This is a genomic window from Pseudomonas chlororaphis subsp. chlororaphis (assembly GCF_003945765.1).
GTDB classification, from domain to species: Bacteria; Pseudomonadota; Gammaproteobacteria; order Pseudomonadales; family Pseudomonadaceae; genus Aquipseudomonas; species Aquipseudomonas chlororaphis.
Window position 1 is genome coordinate 62989 of the sequence record NZ_CP027712.1, and the last position, 24522, is coordinate 87510.

At 62.9% G+C, this 24522-nt stretch carries 25 protein-coding genes; 14 read left to right on the forward strand and 11 right to left on the reverse strand.

From position 1 onward, the window contains the following. The first annotated feature begins 372 nt into the window (after positions 1-372). From coxB to C4K27_RS00335, 4 genes are all read left to right on the forward strand, one after another. Positions 373-1500 carry a cytochrome c oxidase subunit II gene (gene coxB, locus C4K27_RS00320; protein ID WP_053263243.1) on the forward strand — a complete coding sequence of 376 codons (1128 nt, stop codon included), beginning with the start codon at positions 373-375 and terminating at the stop codon, positions 1498-1500. An 82-nt stretch (positions 1501-1582) separates the two neighbouring features. Next, positions 1583-3184: a cytochrome c oxidase subunit I gene (ctaD, locus tag C4K27_RS00325; RefSeq protein WP_053263244.1), complete on the forward strand. Its 1602-nt coding sequence runs from the start codon at positions 1583-1585 to the stop codon at positions 3182-3184. A gap of 49 nt (positions 3185-3233) precedes the next feature. Further along, complete coding sequence (locus C4K27_RS00330; protein ID WP_053263245.1) at positions 3234-3788, forward strand: cytochrome c oxidase assembly protein; 555 nt, start codon at positions 3234-3236, stop codon at positions 3786-3788. Positions 3789-3815: 27 nt separating this feature from the next. Beyond that, positions 3816-4703 carry a cytochrome c oxidase subunit 3 gene (locus C4K27_RS00335; protein ID WP_053263246.1) on the forward strand — a complete coding sequence of 296 codons (888 nt, stop codon included), beginning with the start codon at positions 3816-3818 and terminating at the stop codon, positions 4701-4703. An 8-nt stretch (positions 4704-4711) separates the two neighbouring features. Here C4K27_RS00335 and C4K27_RS00340 read toward each other — a convergent pair whose 3' ends face one another. Next, complete coding sequence (locus C4K27_RS00340; RefSeq protein WP_007924318.1) at positions 4712-4915, reverse strand: twin transmembrane helix small protein; 204 nt, start codon at positions 4913-4915, stop codon at positions 4712-4714. Between the two features lie 69 nt (positions 4916-4984). Here C4K27_RS00340 and C4K27_RS00345 point away from each other — a divergent pair, with 69 nt between their 5' ends. The 5 genes from C4K27_RS00345 to C4K27_RS00365 are packed head-to-tail and all read left to right on the forward strand — an operon-like array spanning position 4985 to position 8893. Next, positions 4985-5725 (forward strand): SURF1 family protein, encoded by a 741-nt coding sequence (locus C4K27_RS00345; protein WP_053263247.1) that lies wholly within the window; start codon positions 4985-4987, stop codon positions 5723-5725. After that, positions 5691-6284, forward strand: coding sequence for a PA_0111/PP_0108 family redox-active disulfide protein (locus C4K27_RS00350; protein ID WP_053263248.1), 594 nt, complete (start codon positions 5691-5693; stop codon positions 6282-6284). The genes C4K27_RS00345 and C4K27_RS00350 overlap by 35 nt, the downstream gene beginning before the upstream one ends. 10 nt (positions 6285-6294) lie before the next feature. Beyond that, positions 6295-7374, forward strand: coding sequence for a COX15/CtaA family protein (locus C4K27_RS00355; protein ID WP_007924313.1), 1080 nt, complete (start codon positions 6295-6297; stop codon positions 7372-7374). Continuing rightward, complete coding sequence (gene cyoE, locus C4K27_RS00360) at positions 7362-8261, forward strand: heme o synthase (protein ID WP_053263249.1); 900 nt, start codon at positions 7362-7364, stop codon at positions 8259-8261. Before C4K27_RS00355 ends, cyoE begins: the two co-directional genes overlap by 13 nt. Further along, positions 8258-8893, forward strand: a complete 636-nt coding sequence (locus C4K27_RS00365) for an SCO family protein (RefSeq protein ID WP_009041520.1) — start codon at positions 8258-8260, stop codon at positions 8891-8893. The genes cyoE and C4K27_RS00365 overlap by 4 nt, the downstream gene beginning before the upstream one ends. Before the next feature lie 189 nt (positions 8894-9082). Here C4K27_RS00365 and C4K27_RS00370 read toward each other — a convergent pair whose 3' ends face one another. Genes C4K27_RS00370 through C4K27_RS00380 form a run of 3 tightly spaced genes read right to left on the reverse strand, consistent with a single transcriptional unit; the run spans position 9083 to position 11593 of the window. Then, a complete protein-coding gene (locus tag C4K27_RS00370) occupies positions 9083-9856 on the reverse strand; it encodes a MetQ/NlpA family ABC transporter substrate-binding protein (protein WP_007924308.1) in 774 nt (257 codons plus the stop codon). Positions 9857-9911: 55 nt separating this feature from the next. Then, complete coding sequence (locus C4K27_RS00375; RefSeq protein WP_007924307.1) at positions 9912-10586, reverse strand: methionine ABC transporter permease; 675 nt, start codon at positions 10584-10586, stop codon at positions 9912-9914. Further along, the gene (locus C4K27_RS00380) at positions 10586-11593 is read right to left on the reverse strand and encodes a methionine ABC transporter ATP-binding protein (protein WP_007924306.1); all 1008 of its coding nucleotides are present in this window, start codon (positions 11591-11593) and stop codon (positions 10586-10588) included. Before C4K27_RS00380 ends, C4K27_RS00375 begins: the two co-directional genes overlap by 1 nt. Positions 11594-11806: 213 nt before the next feature. Here C4K27_RS00380 and katE point away from each other — a divergent pair, with 213 nt between their 5' ends. After that, complete coding sequence (gene katE / locus C4K27_RS00385) at positions 11807-13999, forward strand: catalase HPII (RefSeq protein ID WP_255313571.1); 2193 nt, start codon at positions 11807-11809, stop codon at positions 13997-13999. A gap of 113 nt (positions 14000-14112) precedes the next feature. Here katE and C4K27_RS00390 read toward each other — a convergent pair whose 3' ends face one another. From C4K27_RS00390 to zur, 4 genes are read right to left on the reverse strand one after another with little or no spacing between them, the layout of a single operon-like run. Further along, a complete protein-coding gene (locus tag C4K27_RS00390) occupies positions 14113-14826 on the reverse strand; it encodes a PA5502 family lipoprotein (protein WP_053263250.1) in 714 nt (237 codons plus the stop codon). Between the two features lie 37 nt (positions 14827-14863). After that, a complete protein-coding gene (gene znuB / locus C4K27_RS00395) occupies positions 14864-15652 on the reverse strand; it encodes a zinc ABC transporter permease subunit ZnuB (RefSeq protein WP_007924303.1) in 789 nt (262 codons plus the stop codon). Continuing rightward, positions 15645-16430: a zinc ABC transporter ATP-binding protein ZnuC gene (znuC, locus tag C4K27_RS00400; protein ID WP_053263251.1), complete on the reverse strand. Its 786-nt coding sequence runs from the start codon at positions 16428-16430 to the stop codon at positions 15645-15647. The genes znuB and znuC overlap by 8 nt, the downstream gene beginning before the upstream one ends. Continuing rightward, the gene (gene zur, locus C4K27_RS00405; RefSeq protein ID WP_007924301.1) at positions 16430-16912 is read right to left on the reverse strand and encodes a zinc uptake transcriptional repressor Zur; all 483 of its coding nucleotides are present in this window, start codon (positions 16910-16912) and stop codon (positions 16430-16432) included. The genes znuC and zur overlap by 1 nt, the downstream gene beginning before the upstream one ends. Positions 16913-16969: 57 nt before the next feature. On the opposite strand from zur, the gene C4K27_RS00410 reads away from it, so the two are divergent. Then, positions 16970-17899, forward strand: a complete 930-nt coding sequence (locus C4K27_RS00410) for a zinc ABC transporter substrate-binding protein (RefSeq protein WP_053263252.1) — start codon at positions 16970-16972, stop codon at positions 17897-17899. A 73-nt stretch (positions 17900-17972) separates the two neighbouring features. Here C4K27_RS00410 and C4K27_RS00415 read toward each other — a convergent pair whose 3' ends face one another. Then, positions 17973-18923, reverse strand: a complete 951-nt coding sequence (locus C4K27_RS00415) for a homoserine kinase (protein WP_053263253.1) — start codon at positions 18921-18923, stop codon at positions 17973-17975. A gap of 62 nt (positions 18924-18985) precedes the next feature. Further along, on the reverse strand, positions 18986-19273 hold the full coding sequence (locus C4K27_RS00420; protein WP_007924295.1) for a DUF2782 domain-containing protein: 288 nt from the start codon (positions 19271-19273) through the stop codon (positions 18986-18988). Between the two features lie 74 nt (positions 19274-19347). On the opposite strand from C4K27_RS00420, the gene polA reads away from it, so the two are divergent. Next, a complete protein-coding gene (gene polA / locus C4K27_RS00425; protein WP_053263254.1) occupies positions 19348-22146 on the forward strand; it encodes a DNA polymerase I in 2799 nt (932 codons plus the stop codon). A 423-nt stretch (positions 22147-22569) separates the two neighbouring features. On the opposite strand, the gene yihA is transcribed toward polA, so the two are convergent. Then, complete coding sequence (yihA, locus tag C4K27_RS00430) at positions 22570-23211, reverse strand: ribosome biogenesis GTP-binding protein YihA/YsxC (RefSeq protein WP_053263255.1); 642 nt, start codon at positions 23209-23211, stop codon at positions 22570-22572. A 191-nt stretch (positions 23212-23402) separates the two neighbouring features. On the opposite strand from yihA, the gene C4K27_RS00435 reads away from it, so the two are divergent. Together C4K27_RS00435 and C4K27_RS00440 are read left to right on the forward strand one after the other, a co-directional pair. Further along, positions 23403-23693: a c-type cytochrome gene (locus tag C4K27_RS00435; RefSeq protein WP_009041528.1), complete on the forward strand. Its 291-nt coding sequence runs from the start codon at positions 23403-23405 to the stop codon at positions 23691-23693. A 45-nt stretch (positions 23694-23738) separates the two neighbouring features. Continuing rightward, positions 23739-24344 (forward strand): c-type cytochrome, encoded by a 606-nt coding sequence (locus C4K27_RS00440; protein WP_009041529.1) that lies wholly within the window; start codon positions 23739-23741, stop codon positions 24342-24344. Positions 24345-24522: the final 178 nt, after the last annotated feature.

Sequence of the window (24522 nt, forward strand, 5' to 3'; positions counted from 1 at the left end):
GAATACTCCAGGAAACAAGGGCAATTAATTAGGGAAGACATAAGTTAGCCTGCTCACGAAATCGCTTAAGACGTATTTTTCATAATTATTTCATGGTTAGTCGTCTGGGTTATATCGCTTCGCCATCATTGATCCCCTATCCCTTTCCAACCGTGGCCTATAAGGCAGCGGCAAACTGTTTCAGTGGATTTACGGCACCGCATTGCGAGGTCGAAGTCGCTGTCTATACTCGGGTCTGAATGAAGTTAGCTGATGACGCCCGACTGCATGCGCAGCGAAGGCTCGGCGGTTTAAGTTCGTAGTCTAGGCAGCCGCTCCCTTGGCCGCAGGTGCAAGCCGGCGGGATAACAAGAACGATAAGGGGAACCCGCAATGATGCGACATCCACAAGTCTGGATGGGCCTCCTGTTGTGGTCGGTATTCAGCCAGGCGCATGGCGCCTGGACCGTGAATATGGCGCCTGGAGCGACTGATATAAGTCACGCGGTATTCGACCTGCACATGACCATCTTCTGGATCTGTGTGGTGATCGGCGTCATTGTCTTTGGCGCCATGTTCTGGTCGATGATCCTGCACCGCCGCTCCACCGGCCAGGTGGCCGCCAAGTTCCACGAAAGCACGACAGTGGAAATCCTCTGGACCGTGGTGCCGCTGCTGATCCTGGTGGCCATGGCCGTTCCCGCCACCGCGACCCTGATCAAGATGTACGACGCCAGCGAACCGGATGTGGACATCCAGATCACCGGTTATCAGTGGAAGTGGCATTACAAATACCTGGGTCAGGACGTCGAGTTCTTCAGCAACCTGACCACTCCCGCCGAACAGATTCATAACCAGAGCGCCAAGGGCGAGCATTATCTGCTGGAAGTCGATCAGCCGCTGGTGCTGCCGATCGGCGCCAAGGTGCGCTTTCTGGTGACCTCCGCCGACGTCATCCATTCCTGGTGGGTCCCGGCCTTCGCGGTCAAGCGCGATGCAATCCCCGGTTTCGTCAACGAAGCCTGGACCCGGGTCGACAAGCCCGGCCTGTATCGCGGCCAGTGCGCCGAACTGTGCGGCAAGGACCATGGCTTCATGCCGATCGTGGTCGACGTGAAGACCCAGGCCGACTACGACACCTGGCTGGGCGAACGCAAGGCCGAAGCCCTCAAGCTCAAGGAACTGACCAGCAAGGAATGGACCCTCGAAGAGCTGGTGGCCCGTGGCGACAAGGTCTACCACACCACCTGCGTGGCCTGTCACCAGGCCGAAGGCCAGGGCCTGCCGCCGATGTTCCCGGCGCTCAAGGGCTCGAAGATCGCCACCGGGCCGGTGGCGGATCACTTGAACATCGTCTTCCACGGCAAGCCCGGCACCGCCATGGCGGCCTTCGGCAAGCAGTTGTCGGAAGTCGACCTGGCAGCGGTGATCACCTACGAACGTAACGCCTGGGGCAACAACAAGGGCGACATGGTGACGCCCAAGGATGTCCTGGCTCTGAAACAGGCGCAAAGCAAATGACCCGGTCCATTGCGTGTTCCCGCAGCCGCTCGGGGCGTGTCGCCCTCGATCGTCCAGCCCAACCGTTTACAGGAGACAGGCCATGAACGCTGTGAGCGATGAGCACGGTCATGCAATCGTTGGCGATCATGACCACACCCACGGCCCCGCCAAGGGCCTGATGCGCTGGGTGCTGACCACCAACCACAAGGACATCGGCACCCTGTACCTGTGGTTCGCCTTCTCCATGTTCCTGCTCGGCGGCTCGTTCGCCATGGTGATCCGCGCCGAGCTGTTCCAGCCCGGCCTGCAGATCGTGCAGCCGGAATTCTTCAACCAGATGACCACCATGCATGGCCTGGTGATGGTCTTCGGCGCGGTGATGCCGGCCTTCGTCGGCCTGGCCAACTGGATGATCCCGCTGATGGTCGGCGCGCCGGACATGGCCCTGCCACGGATGAACAACTTCAGTTTCTGGTTGCTGCCGGCGGCGTTCCTGCTACTGGTCTCGACCCTGTTCATGCCCGGTGGCGGGCCCAACTTCGGCTGGACCTTCTACGCCCCGCTGTCCACCACCTACGCGCCGGAAAGCGTGACCTTCTTCATCTTCGCCATCCACCTGATGGGCATCAGCTCGATCATGGGCGCGATCAACGTGATTGCCACCATCCTCAACCTGCGTGCTCCCGGCATGACCCTGATGAAGATGCCGCTGTTCGTCTGGACCTGGCTGATCACCGCGTTCCTGCTGATCGCGGTGATGCCGGTGCTGGCTGGCTGCGTGACCATGATGCTGATGGACATCCACTTTGGCACCAGCTTCTTCAGCGCCGCCGGCGGCGGTGATCCGGTGCTGTTCCAGCATGTGTTCTGGTTCTTCGGCCACCCCGAGGTGTACATCATGATCCTGCCGGCCTTCGGTGCCGTCAGCGCGATCATCCCGGCCTTCTCGCGCAAGCCGTTGTTCGGCTACACCTCGATGGTCTACGCCACGGCGAGTATCGCCTTCCTGTCGTTCATCGTCTGGGCGCACCACATGTTCGTGGTCGGCATTCCGCTGGTGGGCGAGCTGTTCTTCATGTACGCCACGATGCTTATCGCGGTGCCGACCGGGGTCAAGGTCTTCAACTGGGTCAGCACCATGTGGCAGGGCTCGCTGACCTTCGAGACGCCGATGCTGTTCGCCGTGGCCTTCGTGATCCTGTTCACCATCGGCGGCTTCTCCGGGCTGATGCTGGCCATCGCCCCGGCGGACTTCCAGTACCAGGACACCTATTTCGTGGTCGCGCACTTTCACTATGTGCTGGTGCCGGGCGCGATCTTCGGCATCTTCGCCTCGGCCTATTACTGGCTGCCGAAGTGGACCGGGCACATGTACGACGAAACCCTGGGCAAGCTGCACTTCTGGCTGTCCTTCATCGGCATGAACCTGGCGTTCTTCCCGATGCATTTCGTTGGCCTGGCGGGGATGCCGCGGCGGATCCCGGACTACAACCTGCAGTTCGCCGATTTCAACATGGTGTCGTCCATCGGCGCGTTCACCTTCGGCGCGACGCAGATCTTCTTCCTGTTCATCGTCATCAAGTGCATCCGTGGCGGCCAACCCGCGGCGGCCAAGCCCTGGGACGGTGCCGAAGGGCTGGAGTGGAGCGTGCCGTCGCCGGCGCCTTACCACACCTTCACCACGCCGCCGGAAGTGAAATGAATAGCCTGCCGCGCTGCCCGCTCGCCTCTGAAACAGCAGGAGGTCGCTGATGGCCGAGGTTTCGATGAAGACGCTGGTCACCCGCCTGTTGCTGGTGGTGGCGGCGATGTTCGTCTTCGGTTTTGCCCTGGTGCCGATCTACGACGTGATGTGCAAGGCGCTGGGCATCAACGGCAAGACCGGCGGGCAGTACTCCGGCGAGCAGCAGGTGGATGTCTCGCGCCAGGTGCGGGTGCAGTTCCTGTCGACCAACGCGATCGACATGGTTTGGGACTTCTATCCCAAGGCCGACGACATCGTGGTTCATCCTGGCGCGGTGAACGAGATGATCTTCATCGCGCGCAACCCCAGCGACCGCCCGATGAGCGCCCAGGCGATCCCGAGCATTTCGCCGAGCAGCGCCGCGATGTATTTCCACAAGACCGAATGCTTCTGTTTCACCCAGCAAGTGCTGCAGCCCGGTCAGCAGATCGAGATGCCGGTACGTTTCATCGTTGACCGCGACATGCCCAAGGATGTGAAGCACCTGACGCTGGCTTACACGCTGTTCGATATCACCGCGCGTCATCCACCGGTGGCCGTGAGCACCAACACCGGCGGTTAAGACGGTGCCCGATAAGGAGAACAATAAATGGCAACTCATGAGCATTATTACGTTCCCGCCCAGAGCAAGTGGCCGATCATCGCCACGGTGGGCATGTTCGTTACGGTGTTCGGCCTGGCCACCTGGTTCAACGACCTCAAGGCCGCGCGCCCGGAATCCCATGGCCCGCTGATTTTCTTCGTCGGGAGCCTGCTGCTGGCCTACATGCTGTTCGGCTGGTTCGGCGCGGTGATCAAGGAAAGTCGCGCCGGCCTGTACAGCGCCCAGCTGGATCGCTCGTTCCGCTGGGGCATGAGCTGGTTTATCTTTTCCGAAGTGATGTTCTTCATCGCCTTCTTCGGTGCGCTGTTCTACGTGCGTCATATCGCCGGCCCGGCCCTGGGTGGCGAAGGCAGCAAGGGCATCGCGCACATGCTCTGGCCGAACTTCGAGTTCGTCTGGCCATTGCTCGAAAACCCCGATTCCAAGCTGTTCCCACCGCCCAAGGAAGTCATCAGCCCCTGGGGCCTGCCGCTGCTCAACACCGTGCTGCTGGTGAGTTCCAGCATCACCGTGACCATCGCCCACCACGCCCTGAAGAACGGCCACCGCGGCGCGCTGAAAATCTGGCTGGCGATCACCGTGCTGCTGGGCTGTGCGTTTCTCGGCTTCCAGGCCGAGGAATACCTGCACGCCTACCACGAGCTGGGGCTGACCCTGGGTTCGGGCATCTACGGCGCCACCTTCTTCATGCTCACCGGCTTTCACGGCGCCCACGTGACCATCGGCACGCTGATTTTGTTCGTGATGCTGATGCGCATCATGAAGGGGCACTTCGACGCCGAGCATCAGTTCGGTTTCGAGGCGGCCAGCTGGTATTGGCACTTCGTCGATGTGGTGTGGATCGGCTTGTTTGTCTTCGTCTACGTGCTCTGAGCGCGGCGTTACCAGGGCGCGTGGGACACCAGCTGGCCGCTGAAGAAACCCCAGGCGATCAAGCCGACGGTGAGCGCGGCCAGGCACACACGAACGGTCAGCGACCTGAGCAGGCGATGGGAGCTGCTGTCGTCCTTGACCAGAAAGAACAGGCCGCTGAACAGGCTGATGAGCGTGGCGATCAGCAACAGGACGATGGCCGCTTTAAGCATGGTGGGCTCCGGGAGAAACGCGATGCGCTTGAGTATAGCCAGTCGATCTCGCCACTTTCGGGCGCTGCCATGAACGGTTTTCGTCCGGGCGTGCTGCCGACCCTGGTGGTGTTGGCGTTGCTGCCGGTGCTGGTGACGCTCGGGTTCTGGCAACTGGGGCGGGGCGAACAGAAGCGCGAGCTGCTGGCCAGCTACGCCGAACGGCGGGTGGCCGAGCCTTTGACCGTGGATGAGCTGCTGGCTGCCCCTGATCCGGCTTTCCGCCGGGTGCAATTGCATGGCCGCTTCGATGCGGCCCACAGCCTGCTGCTGGATAACCGCATGCATGAAGGCAAGGTCGGGGTCGAGCTGCTGCAACCCTTTCTCGACCAGGCCAGCGGCCAATGGCTGCTGCTCAACCGTGGCTGGCTGCCCTGGCCGGACCGGCGCACGCCACCGGCGTTCAGCACCCCGGAACAGTCCCTGAGCCTCGATGCCTGGGTCTATGTCGCCCCCGGCGCGACCTTTCAACTGCATGCCGACCCACTGAATGCCCAGTGGCCGCGGCTGGTGACGACGATCGATCCGGCCAGGCTCTGGAGCGAACTGGGACGCAGCGGTTTTGCCTACGAGCTGCGCCAGGAGGCTGGTCCGGGCGCCTACATGACCGAATGGCCGGTGGTGGCCATGGGGCCGGAAAAACACCTGGGCTACGCCGTGCAGTGGTTCGCCATGGCGCTGGCCCTGTGCGCTTTGTACCTCTATCTCGGATGGCATAACGCAAGGGAGAAACACCATGGGAGCGGCCATGAATCCACCCAACATTTCTGAGGCCCAGGCGCCGCATAACCGGCGCCGCGGCCGCTGGCAGCTGCTGCTGATCGTGGCCATGGTGATCGGCCCGATGATCCTCGCCACGGGCATGTACAAGTTGCAGTTCTGGGTGCCGGAAAGCCGCAGCTACCACGGCGAGCTGATCGGCAATGGCCAGAGCCGCGCCGATATCGGGGTCCAGGCCGACGAGACGCGCTGGCAGATCCTGGTTACCGCGCCCAGGGACTGCGCCGTGGATTGCCAGCAACTGGTGTACCTGGCGCGGCAGATCCAGATCTCCCTCGGCCGCGACGCCTCCCGGGCCAGCCACGCCCTGGCCGCCGCCCAGCCGCTGGACGCCGACTACCAGGCCAAGCTGCAGCGCGAATACCCGCAATTGCAACGCTACCCACTGGACCTGCCGACCTTCACCAAGGGCGCCAGCGACCAGGGCGCGCCGCTGCTGTGGATCGTCGACCCGCACGGCAACCTGGTCCTGCGCTACGACGCCCGGGTCAAGGGCAAGGACCTGCTCAACGACCTGCGCCATCTGCTGAAACTGTCGAACATCGGATAAGGGCATCGTCATGGCCAAACCTGGATTTCGCCTCGCCTTGTTTGCCACCTTGCTGGCGCTGATCGTGGTGCTGCTCGGCGCCTACACCCGGCTGACCCACGCCGGCCTCGGCTGCCCGGACTGGCCGGGTTGCTACGGTTTCATCAGCGTGCCGAAAAGCGAAGCCCAGCTGGCCCATGCCGAACTGCATTTTCCCGACACCCCGGTGGAAGCCCACAAGGGCTGGAATGAGATGATCCACCGCTATTTCGCCGGCACCCTGGGCCTGTTGATCGTGCTGCTGGCGGCACGCTCCTGGACCCACCGGCATCATCCCGGGCAACCGCTGAAACTGCCGCTGTTCCTGCTCTCAGTGGTGTTCGCCCAGGCCTTGTTCGGTATGTGGACGGTGACCCTCAAGCTGTGGCCGCAAGTCGTCACCGCGCACCTGCTGGGCGGCTTCGCCACCCTGAGCCTGCTGTTTTTGCTGACGCTACGGCTGTCCGGGGTGCTGCCGGCGCTGATCGTGCCCAGGCGCCTGCAATACTGGGCCACGGCCGGGCTGGTGCTGGTGATCGGGCAGATCGCCCTGGGCGGCTGGGTCAGCTCCAACTACGCGGCGGTGGCCTGCATCGACTTGCCGACCTGTCACGGCCAGTGGTGGCCGGCGGCGGATTTCGCCAATGGCTTTCACCTGACCCAGCACATCGGCCCCAACTACCTGGGCGGGCAGCTCGACAGCGACGCGCGCACGGCCATCCACCTGACCCATCGCATCGGCGCGTTGCTGGTGACCCTGGTGTTGCTCGGCCTGGCCTGGCAACTCAAACATGTGGGCATGACCCGCCTCGCCGGGCTGGTGCTGGTGGCGCTGGCGGCGCAGATCGGCCTTGGCATCAGCAATGTGCTGTTCCACCTGCCGCTGCCGGTGGCCGTGGCGCATAACGCCGGCGGCGCGGCGCTGCTGCTGACCCTGGTGCTGGTCAATTATCACGCCCGCACCAGCCTGGTCCGCGCCCGCTCGCACCTGCCGCTGGGCTGGCGGCTGAGCCCGCGCAAACACGCTGCCGGGCCCATAACCATAAAAGGAGAGATGCCATGGCGACTCTGATCGGCGAGCGTCACAGCCAGGCGATCTGGCGTGACTACCTGGAGCTGACCAAGCCCAAGGTGGTGGTGCTGATGCTCATCACCTCGCTGGTGGGCATGTTCCTCGCCACTCGCGCTGGGGTGCCGTGGACGGTGCTGGTGTTCGGCAACCTGGGCATCGCCCTGTGCGCCGGCGCGGCGGCGGCGGTGAACCATGTGGTGGACCGGCGGATCGATGCAGTCATGGCGCGCACCCACAAACGGCCGCTGGCCGAAGGCCGGGTGTCGCCGGCGGCGGCGCTGGGTTTCGCCCTGCTGCTGGCCATCGCCGGGCAAGCCTTGCTGCTGGCGTTCACCAACCCGCTGACCGCCTGGCTGACCCTGGCGTCGTTGCTCGGTTATGCGGTGATCTACACCGGTTTCCTCAAGCGGGCGACCCCGCAGAACATCGTGATCGGCGGCCTGGCCGGGGCCGCGCCGCCGCTGTTGGGCTGGGTCGCGGCCACCGGCCATGTGACCGCCGAACCGCTGCTGCTGGTGCTGATCATCTTCGCCTGGACCCCGCCGCACTTCTGGGCGCTGGCCATTCACCGCAAGGAGGAATACGCCAAGGCCGATATCCCGATGCTGCCGGTGACCCACGGCGAGCACTACACCAAGGTGCATATCCTGCTCTACACCTGCGCCTTGCTGGCGGTCAGCCTGCTGCCTTATGCGATCCACATGAGCGGCATGCTTTACCTGATTTGTGCCCTGGGCCTGGGCGCGCGCTTTCTGCAATGGGCCTGGGTGCTGTACCGTGGCAGTCGGCCGCACGCGGCGATCAACACCTTCAAGTACTCTATTTATTACTTGTTCCTGCTGTTTATCGCCCTGCTCGTAGACCACTACCTATTGTTGAACCTATGACTCGAACTCAGAAAACCGTCTTTATTCTCGTGGCGCTGGTGGCCCTGGTGCTGGGGCTCACCGTCAACAAAGTGCTGACCGGCAAGAACCAGGGGGACCCGACCGCGTTGATCGACGCCGGGATCATCCTGCTGCCCCAGAGCCGCAACCTGCCGGATGTGAAGATGACCGACCAGGAAGGCCAGCCGGTGGTGCTCAATGAGCTCAAGGGCAAGTGGAGCCTGCTGTTCTTCGGCTACACCTTCTGCCCGGATATCTGCCCGACTACCCTGGCCCAACTGCGCCAGATCAAGAGCGAGCTGCCCAAGGAGGCGGTGGATAACCTGCAGGTGGTGCTGGTCAGCGTCGACCCGAACCGCGACACGCCGCAGCAGCTGAAACAGTACCTGGGCTACTTCGACAAGGACTTCAAGGGCCTGACCGCGACTTCGGTGGCGGACGTGCAGAAACTCGCCAACGCGGTGAGCATCCCGTTCATTCCGGCGGACACCAGCAAGCCCAACTACACCGTCGACCACAGCGGCAACCTGGCGGTGATCGGCCCGGACGGCACCCAGCGCGGCTTCATCCGCGCGCCGCTGAACAACCAGAAACTGGTGGCCCAGCTGCCGGTGATGTTGCAGCGCAAGTAACCCGGGGCGCCTGAATCCTGTAGCCGCTGCCGCAGGCTGCGATAAGGCGCGTAGCGCCTTCCGAGGGCCTCAAGAGCACGTCTCCTGCGGAGCCGATCGCAGCCTGCGGCAGCGGCTACAGGGAGCTCGGCAGGCAACTGAAACGAAACGGGGCGCCTCAAGGCGCCCCGTTTGTGTTTCTGCAACCGATCAGAACGCCGGTACCACGGCGCCTTTGTACTTCTCGAGAATGAATTGCTTCACCTCGGGGCTGTGCAGGGCGGCAACCAGTTTCTTCATGGCGTCCGAGTCCTTGTCGTCAGGACGGGCCACCAGGATGTTCACGTAAGGCGAGTCCTTGCCTTCGATCACCAGGGCGTCCTTGGACGGGTCCAGCTTGGCTTCCAGGGCGTAGTTGGTGTTGATCAGCGCCAGGTCGACCTGGGTCAGCACGCGCGGGATGGTCGCGGCTTCCAGCTCACGGAATTTCAGGTCCTTGCTGTTCTCGGTGATGTCTTTGACCGTGGACAGGATGTTGTTGGAATCCTTGAGCTTGATCAGGCCGGCCTTGGCCAGCAGCAGCAAGGCACGGCCGCCGTTGGTGGCGTCGTTGGGGATCACCACGTTGGCGCCGCCCGGCAGCTCTTCGAGCTTCTTGAACTTGTTGGAGTAGGCGCCCAGCGGCTCCAGGTGTACGCCGGCAACGCTTACCAGGTGGGTGCCCTTGGCCTTGTTGAACTCATCCAGGTACGGCTGGTGCTGGAAGAAGTTGGCGTCCAGGCGCTTTTCCGCGACCTGCACGTTCGGCTGGATGTAGTCGGTGAAGACCTTGACCTTCAGGTCCACGCCTTCCTTGGCCAGCGCCGGCTTCACGAATTCGAGGATCTCGGCGTGAGGCACCGGGGTGGCGGCCACGGTCAGGGTGTCAGCGGCGTGCGCGGAGAACGCGGCAACGGCGGCGAAAGCGACGAGTAGTTTTTTCATCCAGCTAGCTCCTTGTGAGGCGCCCGGTGCCGGACGCCTGCCGGCCAGGGCCGACTTATTTTCGGGAAAAGTGCACCACCAGCTTGTCGCCGACGGTTTGCAGAACTTGAACCAGCACCAGCAACAGCACCACGGTGACCACCATCACATCGGTCTGGAAGCGCTGGTAACCGAAGCGGATCGCCAGGTCGCCGAGACCGCCCGCGCCTACCACACCCGCCATGGCGGTGTAGGAAACAAGGGTAATCGCTGTCACGGTAATTGCCGCGAAAATACCCGGACGGGCTTCCGGCAGCAGGGCGTTGGTGATGATCTGCCGGGTGGTCGCGCCCATGGACTGGGTGGCTTCGATGATGCCGCGGTCCACTTCGCGCAGGGCGGTCTCCACCAGGCGAGCGAAGAACGGCGTGGCGCCGACCACCAGGGGCGGGATCGCGCCGGCGACACCCAGGGAAGTACCGGTGATCAGCACGGTGAACGGGATCATCACGATCAGCAGGATGATGAACGGCAGCGAGCGCAGGATGTTCACCAGCAGCGACAGCAGGGCGTAGAGGCTCTTCTGCTCCAGCAACTGGCGCGGGCTGCAGAGGAACAGCAGCACGCCCAGGGGCAGGCCCAGCAGCACGGTGAACAGCAGCGAGCCACCGAGCATCAGCAGGGTGTCGCCGGTGGCCAGCCAGATTTCGTACCAGTCGATATTGGCGAAGAAACTTGTCAGCAGTTCCATTAGCGCAGCACCTCCATATGGACATCCGCCGCGGTGAAGTGGGCGAAGGCCGCCTCCATGTCACCACCGGTGATAGCCAGGGTCAGTTGCCCGTAAGGGACGTCTTTGATGCGGTCGATGCGGCCGGCGAGGATGCTGTAGTCCACCCCGGTTTCGCGGGCCACGGTGCCCAGCAGCGGCGCGTAGGTGGCGTCGCCCTGGAAGGTCAGGCGCACGATGCGGCCCGGCACGTGGGCGAAGTCGTCGCGCTGTTCGCTTTCGTCGATCTGCTCGTCTTCCTGGACGAAACGCTTGGTGGTCGGGTGCTTGGGATGCAAGAACACCTCGGCCACCGAACCCTGCTCGACGATCACCCCGGCGTCCATTACCGCCACCTGGTCGCAGACGCGACGGATCACGTCCATTTCATGGGTGATCAGCACGATGGTTAGCTTCAGTTCACGGTTGATCTCGGCCAGCAGTTGCAGGACCGACGCGGTGGTCTGCGGGTCCAGGGCGCTGGTGGCTTCGTCGCACAGCAGGATCTTCGGCTTGGTCGCCAGGGCGCGGGCGATGCCGACACGCTGCTTCTGCCCGCCGGACAGCTGGGCTGGGTATTTCTTGGCGTGATCGGAAAGACCGACGCGGGCCAGCAACTCGGCCACGCGCTGGTCGATCGCGCTGCGCGACAGCTCGCCGGCCAGGGTCAGCGGCAGCGCGACGTTGTCGGCCACGGTCTTGGAGGCCAGCAGGTTGAAGTGCTGGAAGATCATCCCGACCTGCTGGCGGAAGCGGCGCAGGCCGTTGGCGTCCAGGGCGGTGACTTCCTCGTCGTCGACGACGATCTTGCCGCCGCTGGGGTTTTCCAGGCGGTTGATCAGGCGCAGCAGGGTACTTTTGCCCGCGCCGGAATGGCCGATCAGGCCGAATACCTGGCCGTTCTCGACCTTCAGGCTGGTCGGATGCAGGGCGGGAATATCCTTACCGGCGACCCGGTAGGTTTTATGGACGTTTTGAAACTCGATCACGTAGCGAACCTTGTGGGGCGCGTTAGAAAAGGATCAGCGGTTAGCCGGGCGCGCATTTTAGCCTGTCCGTATAGAGGTTCTTAGCATTTATTTTGTATTCATCCTTCGATTTGGCAATAACGCGATCAAAGGTCATAAAAAAGGAACGGCGCCAAACCTCATCAGTCACTCAATAAGCCACTCGAAAAAAGCCAGGTGCCGTGCCTGGCGATTTTGACCGATGAAGCCCCGCCCCGCTGGGACTTCGCCAACGAGGAGTTTTGCCTGATGAGCAGCAAGAAGCCAAGCGCACCGAAAAGCCAGCTGGCCGGGACCGATACCCTGGATCGCGGCAACACCAACAGCAAGCTGCACAGCCTGGAGACCTTCCGCTCCGACGCCACCGAACAGGCGTTGCGCACCAACCAGGGGGTCAAGGTCGCCGATAACCAGAACACCCTGAAGGCCGGCGCCCGCGGGCCCTCGCTGCTGGAAGACTTCATCATGCGGGAGAAGATCACGCACTTCGACCATGAGCGGATCCCGGAGCGTATCGTCCATGCCCGTGGTGTCGGCGCCCATGGTTACTTCCAGACCTACGAGAATCATTCGGCCCTGACCAAGGCCGGCTTCCTGCGCGATCCGGGGAAGAAGACCCCGGTGTTCGTGCGTTTCTCCACGGTGCAGGGGCCGCGCGGCTCTGGCGACACCATGCGCGACGTGCGCGGTTTTGCCGTGAAGTTCTTCACCGACGAAGGCAACTTCGACCTGGTGGGCAACAATATGCCGGTATTCTTCATCCAGGACGCGATCAAGTTTCCCGACTTCGTCCATGCGGTCAAACCCGAGCCGCACAATGAGATCCCTACCGGTGGCTCGGCTCACGACACCTTCTGGGACTTCGTGTCGTTGCAGCCGGAATCGGCGCATATGGTGATCTGGGCCATGTCCGACCGGGCGATTCCGAAAAGCCTGCGCAGCATGCAGGGCTTTGGCGTGCACACCTTTCGTTTCATCAATGCCGAAGGCACATCCAGCTTCGTCAAATTCCACTGGCGGCCGACAGTGGGCACCTGTTCCCTGGTCTGGGACGAGGCGCAAAAGCTGGCGGGCAAGGACACCGACTTCCATCGCCGCGATCTGTGGGAGTCGATCGAGAGCGGCGATTACCCGGAATGGGAACTGGGTGTGCAGGTGATAGTCGAGGAAAACGAGCACAAGTTCGATTTCGACATCCTCGACCCGACCAAGTTGATCCCCGAGGAGCTGGTGCCGATCACGCCCCTGGGCAAGATGGTGCTCAACCGCAACCCGGACAACTTCTTCGCCGAGACCGAGCAGGTTGCCTTCTGCCCGGGGCATATCGTGCCGGGCATCGACTTCTCCAACGACCCGCTGCTGCAGGGCCGGCTGTTCTCCTACACCGATACGCAGATCAGCCGCCTCGGCGGGCCGAACTTCCATGAACTGCCGATCAACCGCCCGCTGGCGCCCTTTCACAACGGCCAGCGCGATGCCATGCACCGCACCACCATCGATAAGGGGCGGGCCTCCTACGAGCCCAATTCCATCGATGGCGGCTGGCCGAAAGAGACGCCGCCCGCGGCCGAGGATGGCGGTTTCGAGAGCTACAGCGAACGCATCGACGCGCACAAGATCCGCCAGCGCAGCCCGTCCTTCAGCGACCACTTCTCCCAGGCGCGACTGTTCTTCAAGAGCATGAGCACGCATGAGCAGGAACACATCATCGCCGCCTATAGCTTCGAGCTGGGCAAGGTCGAGCGCGAGTGGATCCGCGCGCGGCAGGTCAACGAGATCCTGGCCAATATCGATCTCGAGCTGGCCAGGCGGGTCGCACAGAACCTGGGCTTGCCGGTGCCCAAGGCGGGCACTGTCGAGGTGCCTGAACTGACCCCCGATCACTCGCCGGCCCTGAGCCAGGCCAACCTGCTGTCGGGGGATATCAAGACCCGCAAAGTGGCGATCCTGGCGGCGAACGGGGTCGACGGCAAGGCGATCGACGCCTTGAAAAAGGCCCTGCAAGCCGAAGGCGCCCACGCCAGGTTGCTGGGCCCGACCTCGGCGCCCGTGACCACGGCGGATGGCAAGACCCTGCCGGTGGACGCTTCCATGGAAGGGCTGCCGTCAGTGGCGTTCGACGCGGTGTTCGTGCCGGGTGGCGCCAAGTCGATACAAGCCTTGAGCGGCGATGGCGTGGCCCTGCATTACCTGCTCGAAGCCTACAAGCACCTCAAGGCGATTGCCTTGCAGGGCGAGGCCAAGCAGTTGCTGGATGTACTCAAGCTGGAAGTGGATGCGGGGTTGATCGTCGGCGGGGATGCCAAGGCGTTGAAGGCGTTCTTCAACGCGATTGCCCATCACCGGGTCTGGGAGCGGGAGCCGAAGGCCAAGGCGATTCCCGCCTGATGCTGCTGACGCTTCTGTAGGAGCGCAGCTTGCGTGCGAAAGGGTTTGGCACCGCGTTAGCGTTGATCGCGGGCAAGTCGGATCGCCGCCCGCTCGCTCCTACAGAGGTGGCGTTATTGGGCTTTGCGTGGCGTCAGCACCATCTGTGCCGGGATGTGGCGCAGGATCTGCCGTTCGATCTGCAGGTCGAACTCGCCGTCGAGCTTTTTCACCCGCTTGCTCAGCAGGGTTTTCAGCCAGGGGTAATCTTCGGTGCGTGGCGCCTGGATGCTCACGTCGCACTGGTAATTCACCACATCGGCGGCGATCGCATCGAGTTGCCGACGCAGTTGTTTGATATCACTGAGGTTCAGTGCAATGGTGGTGCTCTCGGCGGCCGGGTCGATCAGCTTGGCTGGCGGCCGGGCTTCAGCTGCCTTGAGCGCGGCTTCGGCTTTTTCCAGCTCGGCTTTACGGGCCTGGGTGATGGCGCCATCGACGCCGCCGGTCAGGGCCGGTGCCTTGGGCATCAGCGCGCGGGCGCGGCTCAGGGCCGTAGCGGCGGCGTTGACATCACCCTTTTGCAACACGATCTGGCTGCGCTGCAGGTAGGCTTCGGCCAGCTGGCGCTGGTATTGCTCGAGCTGCGGGTCGTTGGGCGACTGGGCCTGCAAGGCGCTTAACTGGTCTTCGGCGGTGGCCAGTTCGCTGCTGGCGATATTTTGCTGCAGCTGTGCGATGGCCGTGGCGCGGGCGTCGGGCACTTCAGCCGGCGGCGTGCTCTGGCAGGCGCCCAGCAGCAGGGAAAATGCGACAAGGAGCAGATAACGGGAGGCGAACGGCTTCATTCCTGCGACTCTCTAATTGCGCAAAAAGCGAGCAAGTCTACACCCCTCGACGGGGCAGGACAAAACTCAGCAGAAACAATGCGGCCGCCGTGACCACGATCGATGGCCCCGCGGGGGTGTCCTTGAACCACGACAACGCCAGCCCGCCACAGACCGCGAGTATGCCCAGCAGGCTCGCGCCCAGCGCCATCTGCTCCGGGGAACGGGCGTGACGTTGGGCCGCAGCCGCCGGGATGATCAGCAGCGAAGTGATCAGCAGCACCCCGACTATCTTCATCGCTACCGCGATCACCACCGCGATCAACAGCATCAGCGCCAGGCGCAGCGACGCCACCGGCAAGCCTTCGACCCTGGCCAGCTCCTCGTGCACGGTGATCGCCAGCAACGGCCGCCACAGGGCTACCAATAGCAGCAGTACCGCGGCGCTGCCGCCAAGAATCCACGCCAGGTCGCCGGGGCTGATCGCCAGCAGATCGCCGAACAGATAGGCCATCAGGTCGATCCGCACGTCATGCATGAAGCTTAGTACCACCAGCCCGAGGGAGAGGGTGCTGGGGGCGAGAATCCCCAGCAACGTATCGGAAGCCAGCGGCTGGCGTTGTTGCAGGGTGACCAGCAGCACCGCCAGCAGCAGGCAGCCGACGGTCACCGCCACCGCCGGGCTGACATCCAGCAGAAAGCCCAGGGCCACGCCGAGCAAGGCGGCATGGGACAGGGTGTCGCCGAAATAGGCCATGCGCCGCCAGACCACGAACGATCCGAGGGGACCTGCCACCAGCGCCAGCGCCAGGCCTGCGAGCAGGGCGTACAACAGAAAATCAGCCATGCTTGCAGCTATCTCCGTGAACATGAACGTGGCCGGCCGCGGCCCCGGTGACCACCGAACCGTGCAGGTCGTGGGCGTGGTCGTGATGGTGGTGGTAGATCGCCAGGCTCGGCGCGTTCTGGCCGAACAGCTCGACGAAGGCCGGGTCGCCGCTGACCTGTTCCGGGTGGCCGGAGCAGCACACGTGGCGATTGAGGCAGACCACCTGGTCGGTGGTGCTCATCACCAGGTGCAGGTCGTGGGAGACCATCAGCACGCCGCAGCCGTGGCGGTCGCGCAAACGGGTGATCAGGCTGTACAGCTCGGCCTGGCCGGCGACATCCACGCCTTGTACCGGCTCGTCCAGTACCAGCAATTCCGGTTCGCGCAGCAGGGCGCGGGCCAGCAGCACACGCTGCATCTCGCCGCCGGAAATGCTCTGCACCGGGCTGTCGATCACCTGTTCGGCGCCAACTTCGTTCAGTGCGGCCAGGGCTGTCGCGCGGTCCACGCCGGGCACCAGGCGCAGGAAACGCAGCACCGACAGCGGCAATGTCGGGTCGACATGCAGCTTCTGCGGCATGTAGCCGACCCGCAGCTTCGGCTTGCGCCAGACGCTGCCGCTGTCGGGCTTGAGCAGGCCGAGCACGGCGCGCACCAGGGTGGTCTTGCCGGCGCCGTTGGGGCCGATCAGCGTGACGATCTGCCCAGGCTCGACACTGAGCTGGATGTTGTCCAGCACGGCCTGCCCGGCAAAGGTCACCGCGACCTGGTCGAGGCGAATCAAGGCATTGCTCATCAAGCCCCCTGGCAACCCGAGCAGAGGCCGACCACTTCGACGGTCTGGCCTTCGACGACGAAGCCGACATCGCGCGCGCTGCTGATGATCGCGTCGCTGATGGATTTCTGTTCAAGCTCGATGGCGGCGTGGCAGACGCGGCAGATCAGGAACTGGCCCTGGTGCGCGTGTTCCGGGTGATTGCAGCCGACGAAGGCGTTGAGCGAGGCGATGCGGTGCACCAAGCCGTTTTCCAGGAGGAAATCCAGGGCGCGGTACACGGTTGGCGGCGCGGCGCGGCGACCGTCCTGTTCGCTGAGCACGGCGAGGATGTCGTAGGCGCCCAGCGGCTTGTGGCTTTGCCAGACCAGCTCCAGCACCCGCCGACGCAGGGCGGTCAGGCGCAGGCCTTGGCGGGCGCACAGGGCATCGGCCTCGGACAGTGCGCTGTGTACGCAGTGAGAGTGGTCGTGGGGGCGACTGGCAAGGGGGGTTTTAGGCATGAGCGGCGACGATAATGGTGAGAGACGTTATTATGTTACCCGTTCTCGCCTCTTCGAGTGGTCATTGTGTCCCGACTTTTTGCCCTTTTTGTCGCTTTTACCGCCAGTTTGTTCGTGATCAGCTCGGCCCAGGCCGAAGTCCGGGTCCTGACCAGCATCAAACCCCTGCAATTGATCGCCGCCGCCGTCCAGGACGGCATCGCCGTGCCCGAGGTCCTGCTGCCGCCGGGGGCCTCGCCGCACAACTATGCGCTGCGTCCTTCCGATGTGCGCAAGGTGCAGTCGGTGGAGTTGCTGTACTGGATCGGCCCGGACATGGAGAGCTTTCTGCCGCGGGTCCTCAAGGGCCGCACGCTGCCAGCGTTGGCGGTGCAGGACCTGCCAGGCCTGAAACTCCGTCATTTCGCCGAAGATAACCACTCGCACGCTGAAGAAGCCGACGAACATGACCACGCTCATCGTCCAGGCAGCCTCGATGCGCACCTGTGGCTGTCGCCGGTCAACGCGCGGGTCATCGCCGACCGCATGGCGCTCGACCTGAGTGCCGCGGACCCGGCCAACGCCGCGCGTTACCAGAGCAACGCCAAGGCCTTCGACCAGCGCCTGGATGCCCTGGACGCCCGCTTGAAAGCCCGCCTGGCCCCGATCTCCGGCAAGCCTTATTTCGTCTTCCATGAAGCCTTCGATTACTTCGAAGACGCTTATGGGCTCAAGCATGCGGGTGTGTTCAGCGTGGCGGCCGAAGTGCAGCCGGGCGCGCAGCACGTAGCGGCAATGCGCGCGCGCTTGCAGCAGGTCGGCAAGACCTGTGTGTTCAGCGAGCCGCCATTGCGCCCGCGCTTGGCTGAAACCCTGGTGGCGGGTTTGCCGGTGAAGCTGGCGGAACTCGATGCGCTGGGCGGCTACACCCCGGCCACCGCGCGGGGTTATGAGCAGGTGCTGGAGAAGCTGGGCAACGATCTGGCGGGTTGCCTGGAATCGTTGTAAAGACGGCTGACGCTATCGCGGGCAAGCCTCGCTCCTACAAGAGAACGTAGGGGCGGGCTTGCCCGCGAGGCTTTCAGAGGGCGAACGGCAATGGCGCGCTGACCTGCTGACGCTGGGCCAGGCGCAGCTGGAACTCCATCGGATCGTGAATCAACACGTCCTGTCCGGCAAAGGACTCGGCGGCGATCAGGCGTGACAGCCAGAAGCGCACGCAGGCCACCCGCAGCATGGTTGGCCACAGCTCGGCCTCGGCGGCGGTGAACGGGCGCAGGGCCGCGTAGGCACCCAGCAGGGCCCGGGCGCGCGAGCCGTCGAGCAGGCCGTCGGCGTCGGAACACCAGTCGTTCAGGGCAATCGCCACGTCATACAGCATCGGCCCGGAGCAGGCGTTGTAGAAGTCGATCAGCCCGGTCAGGTGCGTGCCTTCGAACATCGCGTTGTCGCGGAACAGGTCGGCGTGGATGTTGGCCCGAGGCAGCGCGAGGATCTTCACCTTCTGCTCGTCGATTTCATCCAGGGCCCGCTGCAGCAAGTCCCGCGCCTGCGGGTCGAGATGGGACAGCATCTGCGAGCCTTCTTCCTGCATCCAGTCCAGGCCACGATCGGTCTTGCGCTTGATCATGTTGTCCTTGGTCGCCAGGTGCAGATGAGCCAGCAGCTCGCCGACCTGCGCGCAATGCTGGGCATTGGCTTCCTTGATGTGCTTGCCGGCCAGGCGCGGCTGCAGCAGCGCCGGCTTGCCGGCCAGCTCGCGCAGGGCCACGCCGTCGGTGGTGCGCAGGGCGTAAGGCACCGGCAGGTCGGCGTCGTGCAGCACGTCCAGCAGTTCGATGAAGAACGGCATTTCCTGGACCGGGCCGCGCTCGACCAGGGTCAGGACGAACTCGCCCTGTTCCAGGCTGATGAAGAAGTTGGTGTTTTCGCTACCAGCGGCAATCCCCTGGAAGTCAAGCAGGCGGCCGAGCCCGTAAGGGGCGAGAAAGGTTTCCAGCTCGGGCCGAGCCAGGGGAGTAAACACAGACATGGTTAAAAACTGCCAGTACGGGCGCCGCTGTCGAGCCAGCGCCGGTTGAAGTTAGGAGTGGTTTACCACTCGAAAATTTTCCACGCCGGAATCAGCATATCCGGCTGGTCAGAACGAATGAAATTGCCATCGGAACCGTCGGCGCGCACCAGAAAGTAGGGTTTGCCGACCTTCGGTGTGACCTTGATGGCGTACAGGAAACCGTTCTGGCGGTACTCCTGGATGGTCTTGTCGCCTTCCGTGCGAATGGTTACTTCCGGATCCGCCGATGGCGCATCCTCCGCCGCAATCACGGCCATCGGCGCGATTGCAATCAGGCTGGCCAGCAGCAAGCGATTTAGTGTGCGCATGATAACCTTGTCCCTTTGTCGTCAACGGTCCCGCTATTCTAGCGCCGGACCCGCCGAAAAGGTTGATCCTGCTCATGAGCCAAGCCCCCCTCGTCCTGGTGGACGGTTCGTCCTACCTGTACCGCGCCTTCCACGCGCTGCCCCCGCTGACCACTTCCAAAGGCATGCCGACCGGTGCGGTCAAGGGTGTGCTGAACATGCTCAAGAGTCTGCGCAAGCAGTACCCGGACAGCCCGTTCGCCGTGGTGTTCGACGCCAAGGGCGGGACCTTCCGCGATGACATGTACGCCGCCTACAAGGCCAATCGCCCGAGCATGCCCGACGACATGCGGGTGCAGATCGAACCGCTGCACGCCAGCGTGATCGCCCTGGGCTTTCCGCTGCTGTGCGTCGAGGGCGTCGAGGCGGACGACGTGATCGGCACCCTGGCCCGCAGCAGCGCGGCGGCCGACCGGCCGGTGGTGATCTCCACCGGCGACAAGGACATGGCGCAACTGGTGGACGGGCACATTACGCTGGTCAACACCATGTCCGGTAGCAGCATGGACGTGGAGGGCGTGAAGGAGAAATTCGGCGTCGCTCCCGAGCAGATCATCGATTACCTGGCGCTGATGGGCGACTCCTCCGACAACATCCCGGGTGTGCCGGGCATCGGCCCGAAGACTGCTTCCGGCCTGCTGGTGGGGGTCAACGGTGGCCTGAACGAGCTGTATGCCCAGCTCGATATCGTCCCGAGCCTGCCGATTCGCGGGGCCAAGACCCTGCCGGCCAAGCTCGAGGAGCACAAGGAGATGGCTTTCCTCTCCTATCAGCTGGCGACGATCAAGGTCGATGTGCCGCTGGATATCGGCCTGGACGACCTGCACCTGGGCGAACCGGATCGCGACAAACTGGTCGAGCTGTACAGCCTGCTGGAGTTCAAGAGCTGGCTCGACGAGCTGCAGCGCGATGCCAAGCGTCTGGAACTGAGTGTCGCCGCCTCTGAGCCGATGGCCGACTTGTTGACTCAGGCCGAGATCGAAGTGCCGGTGGTTGTCGAAGCCCAGTACGAAACCATCCTCGATCAGGCGCGTTTCGATGTCTGGCTGGAAAAACTGAAGAACGCCAAGCTGTTCGCCTTCGATACCGAAACCACCGGTATCGATGCCCAGCAGGCGCAGCTCGTGGGGCTGTCCTTCGCCGTGCAGGCCAACGAAGCGGCCTATATTCCGCTGACCCACTCTTACATCGATGTGCCGGAACAACTGGACCGCGACACCGTCCTGCGCGCCCTTAAGCCGATTCTCGAAGACCCGAACAAACTCAAGGTCGGCCAGCACGCCAAGTTCGACATGAATATCCTGGCCAACTGCGCCATCGGCGGCGATCAGGCCAACGGCATCACGGTGCGCGGGGTCGCCTTCGATACCATGCTCGAGTCCTACGTGCTCAACTCCACCGCCACCCGGCATGACATGGACAGCCTGGCGGAGAAATACCTGGGCCATACCACCGTGAGTTTCCAGGACATCGCCGGCAAGGGCGCCAAGCAGCTGACCTTCGACCAGATTGCTCTTGAGCAGGCCGGGCCTTACGCGGCGGAAGACGCCGATGTGACCCTGCGTCTGCATCAGGTCTTGCATGAAAAACTGGCCGCGATCCCGAGCCTGGCCAGCGTGCTCAGCGATATCGAAATGCCCGTGGTGCCGGTGCTGGCACGGATCGAGCGCCAGGGTGCCTTGGTGGACGCCGACCTGCTGGGCGTGCAGAGCATCGAACTGGGCGACAAGATGGTGGCGCTAGAGCGTGAAGCCTTCGAGATCGCTGGCGAAGAGTTCAACCTGGGTTCGCCCAAGCAACTGGGAGTCATCCTCTACGACAAGCTCGGCCTGCCGGTGCTGAAGAAGACTGCCAAAGGCCAGCCGTCCACCGCTGAAGAAGTGCTGGCCAAGCTGGCCGAGGATGACTACCCACTGCCCAAGGTGCTGATGCAGTATCGCTCCATGAGCAAGCTCAAGAGCACCTACACCGACCGTCTGCCGGAGCAGATCAACCCGCGTACCGGGCGGATCCACACCTCCTATCACCAGGCAGTCGCGTCTACCGGGCGTTTGTCTTCCAGCGATCCGAACCTGCAGAACATCCCGGTGCGTACCGCTGAAGGCCGGCGCATCCGCCAGGCCTTCATCGCGCCGCCTGGCTACAAGCTGCTGGCGGCGGACTATTCGCAGATCGAACTGCGGATCATGGCGCACCTGTCCCGCGACGAAGGGCTGCTGAATGCCTTCCGCAACAACCTCGACGTGCACGCGGCCACCGCGGCCGAAGTGTTCAAGGTCGAGCTCAAGGACGTCAGTTCCGATCAGCGCCGCAGCGCCAAGGCGATCAACTTCGGCCTGATCTATGGCATGGGCGCGCAGAAGCTCGGCAAGGACATCGGCGTCGATACCAAGACTGCCAAGGCCTATATCGACACCTACTTCGCCCGCTACCCCGGCGTGCGCGAATACATGGACCGCACCCGCGCCCAGGCCGCGGAACAGGGTTATGTGGAAACCCTGTTCGGCCGCCGCCTGTACCTGCCGGAGATCAACTCCAACAAGCCGCAGGAACGCGCCGGCGCCGAACGTACGGCGATCAACGCACCGATGCAGGGCACGGCGGCCGACATCATCAAGAAGGCCATGGTGGCGGTAGACAACTGGCTGACGGCCTCAGGCCTGGATGCCAAGGTCATCCTGCAAGTGCACGACGAACTGGTGCTGGAAGTGCGCGAAGACCTGGTGGACAAGGTGAGCGAGGAGATTCGCGGCTACATGAGCAATGCCGCGACCCTGGATGTGCCGCTGCTGGTCGAAGTCGGGGTGGGCAGTAACTGGGATGAGGCGCACTGAGGCGAGAAGGCAGTACTTTGGCCGCGGCATAGTGCCGCGGCGAAGGCTAGCGAAGAGCTATTAGTGCGGAAAATTTCATCGACTATTGCCAATAGTTTTTGAAACCTCCCGGAACTTAATCAGTGAAAGCCCACTCAGAGTAACTGAATGGCTGGTGAAGCCCTTCGATGCTCCTATGTTGTGTTAAGTGTTGGCAGATATCTGGACCCCGCCCTAGCGGTCCGGAACTTGGACCCCGAACTTCCCCTCCCCATACGAAGTCCGGGGTTTTTTTTGCCCCAAAACTGCCTGTGGCGCGATCATGCTGCGTTAAAAACTGGCGGGAAATGCTCATTTAGGCCCCTAAAGTCGAATGCGACCCCAGCCGTTTCCGCCAGTTTTTGCCTTGCCTGATCACACCACAGGCAGTTTTGCGTATGTCTTTCAGGTCTCGGTTTCGGCGCCTTTGTCCGCCAGTTCCATCCAGCCCGCCAGTACAGTGTAGGCCTCTTCCAGGCCCATGCGTTTTGGTGCCGAAAACAGCTGGATGGTGACGTTGTCGCCCCAGCCCTTACGGATTTGCGACTGCACCTTGAGCAGGGTGTTCTTGGCCGCGCCGTAGGTCAGTTTGTCGGCCTTGGTCAGCAGGATGTGCATCGGCATGCCGCTGGCGACGGCCCAGTCGAGCATCAGCAGGTCGAAGTCGGTCATCGGATGGCGGATGTCCATCATCAGAATCAACCCTTTCAGACTCTCGCGGCTGCCCAGGTAGGCTTCCAGGTGACGCTGCCAGTGTTGCTTGAGCGGGATCGGTACTTTCGCGTAACCGTAACCCGGCAGGTCGACCAGACGGCGATCGTCGTCTAGCTTGAAGAAGTTCAACAGCTGCGTACGGCCCGGAGTTTTCGAGGTGCGTGCCAGGCTGGCATGGGTCAGGGTATTCAGGGCGCTGGATTTGCCAGCGTTGGAACGCCCGGCGAAGGCCACTTCGAAGCCTTCGTCGTCGGGGCATTGATCGACTTTGGCGGCGCTGAGCATGAAAGTGGACTGTTGGCACAGACCAAGAATGGGATTTTTGAGTTGCATGGGATTTCCGATAGGGGCGGTGCCGAGAATGGACGCGGCGAGCGGTGTCGTTTCCGTTTCAGTAGCGCCAGTATATAATGCCGCAGATTTTGTGTGCGCTTTGTCCCAGCGTAGGATGAAGTTCACGAGAGCGATAGACCTTGATTGCGCATTAGAACGCAGCACGCTCTCAACCCTGAAAAGGTCGTTTTATGACGAAATGGCTGCTGGCTGCCGGCGTCCTGATACCGCTTTACAGCGCTCAGGCTACACAGGATCCGGAAGCTGTGTACAACCGTGTTTGTGGGGCTTGTCATTCCGGCCAACTACCAACGGCTCCCCGCAAGGGGGACCAGGGAGCTTGGGCGCCGAGGCTGGCGCAAGGTATGGAGACGCTGGTGCAACACGTGACCCAGGGTTTCAAGGCGATGCCGCCGCGTGGTTTGTGCATGGACTGCAGTGCCGAGGATTACCGAGCCATCATCCTTTGGATGAGCGAGTGATCCCGGTCCATAACTCTTAACCCTTAGCCGTAGTTGGATTAGCTGATGAACAAATTACTCGTGAGTCTGCTGTTGACCTTGGGCATCACAGGTGTCGCCCATGCTGCAGGCGACGCTGCTGCCGGTCAGGCGAAAGCCGCTGTATGTGGTGCTTGCCATGGTCCGGATGGGAACAGCATGGCGCCTAACTTTCCAAAGCTGGCGGGTCAGGGTGAGCGTTACCTGAACAAGCAGTTGCACGACATCAAGTCCGGCAAGCGCCAGGTGTTGGAAATGACCGGCCTGCTGACCAACCTGAGCGATCAGGACCTGGCCGACCTCTCCGCCTACTTCGCCAGCCAGAAAGGCAGCGTCGGCGCGGCAGACCCGAAAGTCGTGGCTCGCGGTGAAGAGTTGTTCCGTGGCGGCAAGCTGGATCAAGGCATGCCTTCCTGCACCGGTTGCCACTCGCCAAATGGCACGGGTAACGCCGCTGCCGGCTTCCCGCACCTGGGTGGCCAGCATGCTCAGTACGTAGCCAAGCAGTTGACCGACTTCCGCGAAGGCAACCGCACCAACGACGGCGACACCATGATCATGCGCAGCATCGCCGCCAAGCTGAGCAACAAGGACATCGAAGCGGTATCCAGCTACATTCAGGGCCTGCACTGAGGCCGGCGATCATGTTGCGAAAGGGTCTATCTTGCGCAACGTTAATGATCGATTAATCTGTCGATGAAAGCATAAAGGGTGGCTCAGGCCGCCCTTTTTTATGGCGTCTGCCGCTACACTAGCGAACTCAAGCCCTGCCATGACCTGTCTGCGAACAGGCCGCGCGAGGCGACCTTAC